Annotated in this window: 13 protein-coding genes and 1 tRNA gene; 10 read left to right on the top strand and 4 right to left on the bottom strand. The window is 71.2% G+C overall.

Annotated elements, in window-relative coordinates:
• Positions 1-15: 15 nt before the first annotated feature.
• The 5 genes from FDM97_RS32090 (at position 16) to FDM97_RS32070 (ending at position 4,949) form a co-directional block, all read left to right on the top strand.
• Positions 16-1,569 (top strand): complex I subunit 4 family protein, encoded by a 1,554-nt coding sequence (locus FDM97_RS32090; protein WP_137995147.1) that lies wholly within the window; start codon positions 16-18, stop codon positions 1,567-1,569.
• Positions 1,566-3,065, top strand: coding sequence for an NADH-quinone oxidoreductase subunit N (locus tag FDM97_RS32085; RefSeq protein ID WP_254705822.1), 1,500 nt, complete (start codon positions 1,566-1,568; stop codon positions 3,063-3,065). Before FDM97_RS32090 ends, FDM97_RS32085 begins: the two co-directional genes overlap by 4 nt.
• 23 nt (positions 3,066-3,088) lie before the next feature.
• Positions 3,089-3,544: a large conductance mechanosensitive channel protein MscL gene (mscL, locus tag FDM97_RS32080; RefSeq protein ID WP_137993997.1), complete on the top strand. Its 456-nt coding sequence runs from the start codon at positions 3,089-3,091 to the stop codon at positions 3,542-3,544.
• Positions 3,545-3,687: 143 nt separating this feature from the next.
• Complete coding sequence (gene htpX, locus FDM97_RS32075; RefSeq protein WP_137993996.1) at positions 3,688-4,551, top strand: zinc metalloprotease HtpX; 864 nt, start codon at positions 3,688-3,690, stop codon at positions 4,549-4,551.
• The gene (locus tag FDM97_RS32070) at positions 4,548-4,949 is read left to right on the top strand and encodes a YccF domain-containing protein (protein ID WP_137993995.1); all 402 of its coding nucleotides are present in this window, start codon (positions 4,548-4,550) and stop codon (positions 4,947-4,949) included. The genes htpX and FDM97_RS32070 overlap by 4 nt, the downstream gene beginning before the upstream one ends.
• 27 nt (positions 4,950-4,976) lie before the next feature.
• Here FDM97_RS32070 and FDM97_RS32065 read toward each other — a convergent pair whose 3' ends face one another.
• Positions 4,977-6,218: an APC family permease gene (locus FDM97_RS32065; protein WP_137993994.1), complete on the bottom strand. Its 1,242-nt coding sequence runs from the start codon at positions 6,216-6,218 to the stop codon at positions 4,977-4,979.
• Between the two features lie 57 nt (positions 6,219-6,275).
• Between FDM97_RS32065 and FDM97_RS32060 the strand changes: the two genes are divergently transcribed.
• Complete coding sequence (locus FDM97_RS32060; RefSeq protein ID WP_137993993.1) at positions 6,276-6,545, top strand: GlsB/YeaQ/YmgE family stress response membrane protein; 270 nt, start codon at positions 6,276-6,278, stop codon at positions 6,543-6,545.
• A gap of 7 nt (positions 6,546-6,552) precedes the next feature.
• On the opposite strand, the gene FDM97_RS32055 is transcribed toward FDM97_RS32060, so the two are convergent.
• Positions 6,553-7,182, bottom strand: a complete 630-nt coding sequence (locus tag FDM97_RS32055; RefSeq protein WP_137993992.1) for an alpha-ketoglutarate-dependent dioxygenase AlkB family protein — start codon at positions 7,180-7,182, stop codon at positions 6,553-6,555.
• Complete coding sequence (locus tag FDM97_RS32050) at positions 7,179-7,679, bottom strand: methylated-DNA--[protein]-cysteine S-methyltransferase (RefSeq protein WP_137993991.1); 501 nt, start codon at positions 7,677-7,679, stop codon at positions 7,179-7,181. The genes FDM97_RS32055 and FDM97_RS32050 overlap by 4 nt, the downstream gene beginning before the upstream one ends.
• A gap of 155 nt (positions 7,680-7,834) precedes the next feature.
• On the opposite strand from FDM97_RS32050, the gene FDM97_RS32045 reads away from it, so the two are divergent.
• On the top strand, positions 7,835-8,506 hold the full coding sequence (locus tag FDM97_RS32045) for a cation efflux transmembrane domain-containing protein (RefSeq protein WP_137993990.1): 672 nt from the start codon (positions 7,835-7,837) through the stop codon (positions 8,504-8,506).
• A 51-nt stretch (positions 8,507-8,557) separates the two neighbouring features.
• Here the strand turns inward: FDM97_RS32045 and FDM97_RS32040 are convergent, their stop codons facing one another.
• Positions 8,558-9,046 (bottom strand): YajQ family cyclic di-GMP-binding protein, encoded by a 489-nt coding sequence (locus tag FDM97_RS32040; RefSeq protein ID WP_137993989.1) that lies wholly within the window; start codon positions 9,044-9,046, stop codon positions 8,558-8,560.
• Between the two features lie 180 nt (positions 9,047-9,226).
• Between FDM97_RS32040 and FDM97_RS32035 the strand changes: the two genes are divergently transcribed.
• From FDM97_RS32035 to FDM97_RS32025, 3 genes are all read left to right on the top strand, one after another.
• Positions 9,227-9,308 (top strand) — tRNA-Tyr (locus FDM97_RS32035).
• An 80-nt stretch (positions 9,309-9,388) separates the two neighbouring features.
• Positions 9,389-10,075, top strand: coding sequence for a hypothetical protein (locus tag FDM97_RS32030; protein ID WP_137993988.1), 687 nt, complete (start codon positions 9,389-9,391; stop codon positions 10,073-10,075).
• 112 nt (positions 10,076-10,187) lie between these two features.
• Positions 10,188-10,469, top strand: a complete 282-nt coding sequence (locus tag FDM97_RS32025) for a TauD/TfdA dioxygenase family protein (RefSeq protein ID WP_254705821.1) — start codon at positions 10,188-10,190, stop codon at positions 10,467-10,469.
• The last annotated feature ends 17 nt before the right edge of the window (positions 10,470-10,486 follow it).

Genomic DNA, 10,486 nt, shown 5'->3' with positions numbered 1-10,486 from the left:
ATCAGCGAATCCGTGATGCAGTTCCTTCTCGCGTTGATCGTCGCCGGCCCGCTCGTCGGCGCCGCCGCCGCTCTCCTCCCGCCCCCGCCCGGGTTGAAGGGAAAGTCGCCCGACCAGGCCGTGCTCCGCCACGGCGTGATCGTGACCGGCGTGATCCTCGCCGCCGCGATCGTCCTCACCCTCGGCTTCGACCACGACCAGCCGTCGAGGATGCAGGCGAGCACGGACATCACGTGGATCCCCGCACTCGACGTGCGCCTCCACCTCGGTGTCGACGGCATTTCCCTCCCCCTCCTGGTCATGACCGCGCTGCTGACCTTCCTCTGCGCGCTCTACAGCTACTTCAAGATGCCTGCGGGCCCGTCCCCGAAGGCATTCGTCGCCCTGCTCCTCGTCCTCGAGTCCGGCACGCTCGCGACCTTCGCCGTCCTCGACCTCGTCCTGTTCTTCCTGGCCTTCGAGATGGTCCTCATCCCGATGTACTTCCTCATCGCCCGCTGGGGCGGCGAGGGCAGGCAGGCCGCCGCCTGGAAGTTCATCCTCTTCACGCTGCTCGGCTCGGTCGTCATGCTGCTCGGCCTGCTCCTCATCGGACTGAAGGCCGGCACCTTCGACATGGTGGCACTGGCCACTGACAACGGCCGTGGACTGACCACATCCGTGCAGGTCATCGCCGTTCTCGCGATCGGCATCGGGCTCGCGGTGAAGACCCCGATGTGGCCGCTGCACAGCTGGCTCCCCGACGCCCACACCGCCGCCCCGACCGTCGGCTCGGTCCTCCTCGCCGGCGTGCTGCTGAAGATGGGCACGTACGGGTTCGTCCGCATCGTCCTGCCGATCGCCCCGGACGGCATGCGGGTCTTCGCCCCCTACCTCGCCGCCTTCGCCGTCGCCGGGATCGTCTACGGATCGCTCGCCTGCCTCGCCCTCGCGAAGCCCGGCAACAAGGGCGACCTCAAGCGCCTGATCGCGTACTCCTCCGTCGGCCACATGGGCTTCGTGCTCCTCGGCATCGCGACCATGACCCCCACCGGAGTCAACGGCGCGCTCTTCGCCAACATCGCCCACGGCCTCATCACCGGCCTCCTCTTCTTCCTGGTCGGCGCGCTCAAGGACCGGTACGGCACCGCCGACCTCGACACCCTCGCGGGCGCCACCGGCGCCGCCCTCTACGGCCGCGCCCCGCGCCTGGGAGGCCTGCTCGCCTTCGCCGCCGTCGCCTCCCTCGGACTGCCCGGCCTCGCCGGCTTCTGGGGCGAGATGCTGGCCCTGTTCGGCGCCTTCGAGCCGGCCGCGGGCCTCAGCCGCCCCGCGTTCCTCACCTTCATGGCGATCGGCGCCTTCGGCACCCTGCTCACCGCCGCGTACCTGCTCGCCGTCGTCCGCCGGGTCTGCATGGGCGGCCCCCGTCCCAGCGGTGAGACGGCGATCGCCGACATCCAGGGGTACGAGTTCGCCGCCTGGACCCCGCTCGTCGCCCTCACCGTCCTCGCCGGCCTGTGGCCCGCGGTCCTCCTCGGCCTCACCGATCCGGCCGTCCAGAAGCTCCTCGCGGGAGGGAACTCGTGACGACCACGAACCTCGTCCAGTCCGTCGACTGGCTCGCGATCGCGCCGCCCACGCTCACCGCGGTGGTCGCGCTGGCCGTGCTCGTCGCCGACCTCTTCGTCCCCGCGCGGCACAAGCGGCTCCTCGGCTGGACCGCGATCGCCGGGCTCGTCGCCTCGATCGCCCTGCTCGTCCCGCTGCGCGCCGGCGACCGCTCCACCTTCTGCCTCACGACCGACCCGGCCGCGACCGCCGCGTGCAGCTACACCGCCGACCGCTTCACCCTGGTCATCCAGTTCCTGGTGTTCGGCGGCGCGCTCCTCGCCGCCCTGCTGTCCCTCCCCGACACGCGCGACAAGCTCCCCGCCGGAGAGTTCTGGTTCCTGCTGCTCTCCTCGGCCGCCGGCGCCGCGCTGCTGCCCGCCTCCCGCGACCTCGCGACCCTCGTCGTCGCCCTCGAAGTGGCCTCGCTGCCCGCCTTCGCGCTCGTCGGCATGCGCAGGGGAGACCGGCAGTCCAGCGAGGCCGCGCTGAAGTTCTTCCTCTCCTCGGTCGCCGCGACCGCCGTGACCCTGCTCGGCGTCAGCTTCGTGTACGGGGCGACGGGCACCCTCCACCTCACCGAGATCGCCCAGCGCCTCGACGACGTCCCCGGGCAGCTGGAGACCCTCACCCAGGTGGGCGTGGCGCTCACCCTGGTCGGCTTCGCCTTCAAGACGGCCGCCGTCCCCTTCCACTTCTGGGTCCCCGACACCTACATCGGCGCTCCGCTGCCCGTCGCCGGCTACCTCTCGGTCGTCGGCAAGGCCGTCGGCTTCACCGGCCTCATCCTGGTGACCGTCGTCGCGTTCCCCTCGTACGCCGACGTCTGGGGCCCCGCGCTCGCCGTCCTCGCCGCGCTCACCATGACCGTCGGCAACGTGGCCGCCCTGCGGCAGGTCTCCACGCGCGCGTGGAGCGCGGTACGGCTGCTCGCCTGGTCCTCCGTCGCCCAGGCCGGCTACCTCCTGGTGCCGATCGCCGCCGCCGCGTACTCCAGCGACGACCAGATCGGCGCCACCGTCGCGTACGCCCTGATGTACGCCGTGGTGAACCTCGGCGCCTTCGCGGTGGCCGCGCTGGTCTCCCGTACGCATCCCGAGAACCGGATCGCCGACTACCGCGGCCTGTACGCCACCAGCCCGCTCACCGCGCTCACCATGGGCTTCTTCCTGCTCAACCTGGCCGGCCTGCCCCCCGGTATCATCGGTCTCTTCGCCAAGGTCACCGTCTTCTCGGCGGCGGTCGACGCGGGCCTCGGCTGGCTGGCCGTGATCATGGGCATCAACGTCGTGATCGGCCTCTACTACTACCTGCGGTGGACGGCGGTGCTCTTCCGGGCGCCTGAGGGCGAGCCGGTACGCCACAAGGCTCCCGCGGCGGTCACCGTGGCGATCGGGCTGGCCGCCGTCGTCGGTGTCGTGCTGTCGGGCTACCCCCAGTTCGCCCTCCGCTTCGCGGCGGACACCCTCTTCTGAAAACGCCTCAAGGAGCAAGCGCAGTGCTGAACGGTTTCAAGGACTTCATACTCCGCGGAAACGTCATCTCGATGGCCATCGGTCTGGCCGTCGGATCGGCGTTCACAGCCGTTGTGACCGGCTTCAGCCAGGCGTTCATCGCCCCCCTCATCGGTCTGGCCACCGGAGCGGCCGGCGACTTCAGCAAGGCCAAGTTCTCGATCGGCGAGACGGACTTCCCCTACGGTCTGGCCATCGCCGCCGCCATAGCGTTCGTGATCACCGCCGCTGTGCTCTACTTCTTCATCGTCGTCCCCATGGCGAAGGTCCAGGCGAAGTTCGCGAAGGAGGAGGCGGCCGACCCCAAGTCCGCCAAGCGCGACTGCCCCCGCTGCTTCACCGAGATCCCGGCCATCGCCACCCGCTGCGCCCACTGCACCAGCGAGGTCGAGCCCGTCGCCACCGCCCTGGAGAAGGCGGGCCTCCCGGCCCCGCGCTGATCACCCGTACGGCTCAATCCGCCCCCCGTGGGGGCAGGGGAACCCGTGCCTCCCGCCTGGCGTTGACCTGTACGGGAGGTTCCACTGGACGAGTGGACCACCGAGCAAAGGGTTCCCCTGCCGCACCACTTGGAGGGCGTACCGTGCACCGCCGGCACAACGGGCTGAGGACCGCCGTACTCCTCGGAGGGCTCTCCGCCCTCATCATCGTCATCGGCAGCTTCTTCGGGCGTACGGGGCTGATCGTCGCGCTCGTCGTGGCGCTCGGCACCAACGCGTACGCCTACTGGAACAGCGACAAGCTGGCGCTGCGGGCCATGCGGGCCCGCCCGGTCAGCGAGTTCGAGGCCCCCGCGCTCTACCGGATGGTGCGTGACCTCTCCACGCAGGCCCGCCAGCCGATGCCCCGGCTCTACATCTCGCCGACCCAGGCCCCCAACGCCTTCGCGACCGGCCGTAATCCGCGCAACGCCGCCGTGTGCTGCACCGAGGGCATCCTGCAGATCCTCGACGAGCGCGAGCTGCGCGGAGTCATCGGCCATGAGCTGAGCCACGTCTACAACCGGGACATCCTGATCTCCTCGGTGGCCGGAGCGCTCGCCTCCGTGATCCTCTTCCTGGTCAACTTCGCCTGGCTGATCCCCGTCGGCCGCTCGGACGACGACGACGGCCCCGGCCTGCTCGGCATGCTGCTGATCATGATCCTCGGCCCGATCGCCGCCTCGGTCATCCAGCTCGCCATCTCCCGCTCGCGGGAGTACGAGGCGGACGCCTCCGGCGCACAGCTCACCGGTGACCCGCTCGCCCTCGCGAGCGCCCTGCGCAAGCTCGAGGCGGGCACGAAGCAGCTGCCGCTGCCGCCCGAGCCCCGGATCGAGACCGCGAGCCACATGATGATCGCGAACCCCTTCCGGCCAGGCCAGGGGATGACCAAGATGTTCTCCACGCACCCGCCGATGGCGGAGCGCATCGCCCGACTCGAACAGATGGCAGGTCGCCGCCCGTGAAGACAATCCTGAACATCATCTGGCTGATCCTGTGCGGCTTCTGGATGTTCCTCGGCTACATGCTGGCCGGCGTCCTGCTGTGCATCACGATCATCGGTATCCCCTTCGGTCTCGCCGCCTTCAGGATCGGGATCTACGCCCTCTGGCCCTTCGGCTACACGGTCGTGGACCGCCGCGACGCGGGCGCGCCGTCCTGTGTCGGCAACGTGCTGTGGCTGATCCTGGCGGGCTGGTGGCTGGCGCTCGGTCACATCACCACCGGCATCGCGCTCTGCATCACGATCATCGGCATCCCGCTGGGCATCGCGAACTTCAAGATGGTGCCGGTCTCGCTGCTGCCGCTGGGCAAGGAGATCATCCGCACGGACCAGGCGGCGTACCCGTACATGGGCCGCTAGCGCATGGGCCGCTAGCCCGCGGTGCCCTTACTCGGGCGGGTGTGCGGAGCGTCCGCGTGTGACCGCGTACGCGACCGTCCCCGCCGCGAGGACGCCCACGCCCGCCAGGACGGAGACGAGCGGCAGCGCGAACGCCAGCGCCCCGCACCCGGCCAGGCCGAGCGCGGCGAGCAGCCGGCGCGCACGGCCGCCCAGGGCCCAGGAGGAGGCGTTGGCGATCCCGTAGTAGACGAGCACGCCGAAGGACGAGAAGCCGATCGCGCCCCGCACGTCCGCCGTGGCCGCCACGACGGCCACCACCGCGCCCACCGCGAGCTCCGCCCGGTGCGGCACCTGGAAGCGCGGGTGGACGGCGGCCAGCGCGCCCGGCAGATGCCCGTCGCGGGCCATCGCAAGCGTCGTACGGGAGACCCCGAGGATCAGCGAGAGCAGCGAGCCCAGCGCCGCGACGGCCGCGCCGACCGTGACGACGGGCACCAGCCATGCGGCGTCGGCGGCCCGGGCCGCGTCCGTGAGCGGCGCGGGGGAGGCGGCAAGCGCCTGCGGGCCCAGGACGGCGAGGACGCACACCGCGACCGTCGCGTAGACGGCGAGGGCGATGCCGAGCGCCAGGGGGATCGCCCGGGGAATGGTCCGGGCCGGATCGCGTACCTCCTCGCCGAGCGTGGCGATCCGCGCGTACCCCGCGAACGCGAAGAACAGCAGCCCCGCCGCCTGGAGGACCCCGCTCGCCGTCGCGTCCCCGCCCAGCGCCAGCCGTTCGAAGTCGGCTTCCGCGGAGGTCAGGGAGGCCACGACGACCGCGGCCAGGACCGCGAGCACCAGCGCCACGATCACCCGCGTCAGCAGGGCGGACTTCTGCACGCCGCCGTAGTTCACGGCGGTCAGCGCCACCACGGCCGCGACCGCCACCGCGTGCGCCTGCCCCGGCCAGACGTACGCCCCGACCGTCAGCGCCATCGCCGCGCACGAGGCCGTCTTGCCGACGACGAAGGCCCAGCCTGCGAGGTACCCCCAGAATGGGCCGAGGCGTTCGCGACCGTACACATACGTGCCGCCCGAGGCCGGGTAGCGCGCGGCGAGCCACGCCGAGGCCATGGCGTTGCAGTACGCCACGATCGCGGCGAGTCCGAGCGCCGGCAGCAGCCCCGAGCCGGCCGCCCCGGCCGCCGGGCCGAGCGCGACGAAGATTCCGGCGCCCACCATCGAGCCGAGCCCGATGACGACGGCATCGAAGACGCCGAGCGAGCGGCGCAGTCCCTGTGTCATGCACCGCACACTACGGCCCGCCGCAACCGAGCCCGACGCCCCGGCGTCCTACCGGGCATGAACGTCATCAGTTGGATCGTCCTGGGCCTGTTCGCGGGTGTCATAGCCAAGGTCCTGCTCCCCGGCCGCGACCCGGGCGGGTTCATCGGCACGACCGTCATCGGCATCGCGGGAGCCTTCATCGGTGGCTGGATCTCGTCCACCTTCCTGGACCGCCCGATCGCCACCGGCTTCTACGACACGGCCACCTGGATCTCGGCCGTCGGCGGCGCGCTGGTGCTGCTGATCGCGTACCGGATCCTCTTCGGCCACTCGCGCGAGCGCTGAGGCCGCCTCAGAGCCCGGTCTCCCGCAGGGTGATGTTGAGCCGCCCGGTCAGCCCGAGCGCCGGATCGGCCGTCCCCGGGTACACCTTCGGCACCCCGTGGTACGCGAAGCGCGAGGGGCTGCCGAAGACGAACAGATCGCCGGACGCCAACTCCACATCGGTGTACGGCCTCCCGCGGGTCTCGGTGTTCCCGAACCGGAACACGCAACGGTCCCCGAGGCTCAGCGACACCACCGGCGCACCGGACCGCTCCTCCTTGTCCTGGTGCAGCCCCATCCTCGCGCCGGCGCCCGCGTCGTAGAAGTTCACGAGCGCGGTGTCGGGCGCGTAGCCGCCGTCGTCCCCGTACGCCTCGATCACCGCCTCACGCCCCAAGTCGGTGAGCCACCCGGGCAGTTCCACGTCCGTCCGGTCGAGATAGCGGTACGGAACCCAGCGCCGCCCCAGACAGAGCGACCGCACGGACATCACCCCGCCGCCCGGCAGCACGGTGTGCCGGTACGGGACGGGCCCGCGCCCCCACTCCCGGCAGGCGGCCACCAACTCCCGCTGCCGGTCCGGGGAGAGCCACCCCGGGACGTGCACCGCGCCCGGGGCGACGACCGCGCGCTCCCGGGGGAACAGCGTGTCCGTCACCTCGCCCGCTCCAGGCCGAGGAGCCGCTCCTTGCGCTCGAGCCCGGCCGCGTACCCCCGCAGACTCCCGTCCGCGCCGATCACCCGGTGACAGGGCCGCACCACGAGCAGCGGGTTCCGCCCGATCGCGGTGCCGACGGCCCGTACCCCGGCCCCGGACGAACCCACCTGCCGGGCGATGTCCCCGTACGAGACGGTGGCGCCGTACGGGATGCCGTCGAGCGCCCGCCAGACGCGCCGCTGGAAGTCGGTCCCGCTGTCCGCGAACGGGATGTCGAAGCGGTCCCGCCGCCCGGCGAAGTACGCGTCGAGCTGCCCGGCGATCTCCTCGAACGCCTCGGGCACGTGGCGCCACCCGTCCTCGACGACGGCGCCGCCCTTCTGTCCGGGCAGCGACAGCGAGACCAGCGCCGTCCGGCCGTCCCCGGCATCCCGCCCGACGAGCAGCATCTCGCCCAGGGGCCCGCCGACGTACGCGTACACGGTCTGCCCGGTCATGGCTCGTTCCTCTCCTCGCATGCTCGCTCGGTGTCCAGTGTGCGGGGCCCGCCGACCTCACGGCTGGCGGTTTTCGGACGCCCAGCTCATCGCGGTCGTCGCCGTCGAAGCCGACCGCACCTGCGTCGACGCGGACGAGAAGGGCTGCTGCTGAGATGGCGTCGATATCCCTCGGGCCGGGTCCGGCCCGCCGCGACGCGCTCGCCCGGCGCGTACGGCTGCTGGTCGCCGCCACGATCGCCTACGACGTCGTCGAGGCGATCGTCGCCCTCACCGCCGGCGCGATGGCATCCTCCACCGCCCTGATCGGTTTCGGCCTCGACTCGGTCATCGAGGTCTCGTCCGCGGCGGCGGTCGCCTGGCAGTTCTCCGCCACCGATCACGCCGTCCGCGAGGCCCGCGAGAAGACCACCCTGCGGATCATCGCGGTCTCCTTCTTCGCGCTCGCCGCCTACGTCACGGTCGACGCGGTCCGCGCGCTCACCGGCACCGGCGATGCCGGGCACTCCGTCCCCGGCATCGTGCCGGCCGCCCTCTCGCCGGCGGTCATGCCGTTCCTGTCCGCCGCCCAGCGCAGGGCCGGCCGCGCACTCGGCTCCGCCTCCGCCGTCGCGGACTCCAAGCAGACCCTGCTCTGTACGTACCTGTCCGCGGTGCTGCTCGCCGGACTCCTGCTCAACCTGCTGCTCGGCTGGTCCTGGGCCGACCCGATCGCCGCCCTCGTCATCGCCGCCATCGCCGCCAAGGAAGGCCGCGACGCCTGGCGAGGGGACAGCTGCTGCGCCCCCGCCCCCTCTTCACGGCCCGACTGCGACTGCTGCGCCTGACAACTCGGCCCCCGCCGCGCGAGGCACGCGCGACGAGGGCCGTAGAGCCGATCAGCGGTAGTTCACGAACTGGATCGCGAAGTCGAAGTCCTTGCCCTTGAGCAGCGCCTGCACGGCCTGCAGGTCGTCCCTGCTCTTCGAGCTGACCCGCAGCTCGTCACCCTGGACCTGCGCCTTGACGCCCTTGGGGCCCTCGTCGCGGATGACCTTGGAGACCTTCTTGGCGTTCTCCTGGGAGATGCCCTCCTCGATCGTCGCGAAGATCTTGTACTCCTTGCCGGACAGCTGCGGCTCGCCCGCGTCCAGCGACTTCAGCGAGATGCCGCGCTTGATCAGCTTGGTCTCGAAGATGTCGAGGATCGCCTTCACGCGCTCCTCGCCGTTGGCCTGCATCAGGATCTTGTCGCCCTGCCAGGAGATCGAGGCGTCGGTGCCCTTGAAGTCGTAGCGCTGCGAGATCTCCTTGGCGGCCTGGTTGAGGGCGTTGTCGACCTCCTGCCGCTCGACCTTGGAGACGATGTCGAAACTGGAGTCGGCCATGACGTGTGGCTCCTTGCGTCGAATGCGTTGCGGTTGCGTTGGCGTACAGCGCAAGCCTAGTCACCCGATCCCGTACGAACTGCTGATCAATCCGGTGGCGAAGCACCCCTGAGGATCAGGTATCGTTTACGTCGTTGCCACGGAGCACCGCCGAAAAGCGGCTCCGAGCAGCAATCCCATGGCGGTGTGCCCGAGTGGCCAATGGGAGCGGACTGTAAATCCGTCGGCTTAGCCTACCCAGGTTCGAATCCTGGCGCCGCCACGCGATAAGAACGGCCCCTGATCTGCGGAAACGCGGATCAGGGGCCGTTCTGCTGTGTGCGTGAGGTACGTTCGCCGAACATGACCGGACGAAACCCCACCAACCGTCGCGATCCAGGCAGCCCCGCGGTGTACGGCGAGGCCCGCTGGCCCATGGCGGCGGCCGTCGTCGGCGTCATGGCGCTGACCCTGGTGCTCCCCGACGATCTGCGGCTGGGGCCCCGCTGGCTGCTGCCCGCCGTCGAAGGGCTGCTCCTGGTGGCGCTGATCGCGGGCGACCCGGGCCGGATCGACCGCCGGTCGGTCGCCCTGAGGGCCCTGTCGGTCGCCCTGGTCGGCGTGCTGGTGCTCAGTGCCGTCTGGTCGACCGTCCAGCTGATCGACGACCTCGTCCACGGCGGGCAGGAGACCAGCTCCGCCGCCGGCCTGCTGACGGCCGGCGGCAGCGTCTGGGCCTCCACCGTCCTCGCCTTCTCGCTGCTGTACTTCGAGCTCGACGGCGGCGGAGCGGCCGCCCGGGCCCATGGGATGCCCGCCACGCCCGAGCTCGCCTTCCCCCAGCAGCTCAGCCCCGAGCTGAACGCGGAGCACTGGCGCCCCCGCTTCATCGACTACCTCTACCTCGGGGTCACCAACTCCACCGCCCTCAGCCCCACCGACGTCATGCCCCTGGCCCCCTGGGCCAAGATCGCCATGGCGGTCCAGTCCCTCGTCTCCCTGCTCATCCTCGGACTCGTGATCGCCCGGGCCGTCAACGTCCTCGCCTGACGTCCCGTGCCCTCGGTGGGACCACCCCGGCGGGGACCGTAGGCGAGCCGGAGGCCAACCCGTTCTTCCCCAAGGGCGCACCGTCGGCGTCTCCCGCCTGGCCAAGGACGCCATGGCCACCGGCAACGAGAACATCTGGCACAGCGACCACTCGTTCATGGCCGCTCCGGCACTCGGCTCCGTCCTGCGCGCCGTCGAGGTCCCCTCCGCCGGCGGCGACACCATGTGGGCGGACATGTCGGCCGCCTACGACAACCTCACCGAGTCCATGAAGGCCCGGATCGACGGACTCACCGCCGTGCACGACTGGGTGCCCAGCTGGGGCTCGGTCATGACCGAGGCTCAGATCGCGGCGCACCGTCAGAACCTGCCGGCCGACGAGGCGGCCCGCTGAGCCCACCGACTGGCTGA

Origin of the sequence: Streptomyces vilmorinianum (assembly GCF_005517195.1) — a bacterium.
Taxonomy (GTDB): Bacteria; Actinomycetota; Actinomycetes; order Streptomycetales; family Streptomycetaceae; genus Streptomyces; species Streptomyces vilmorinianum.
This window is presented reverse-complemented; position numbering and strand designations above follow the sequence as displayed.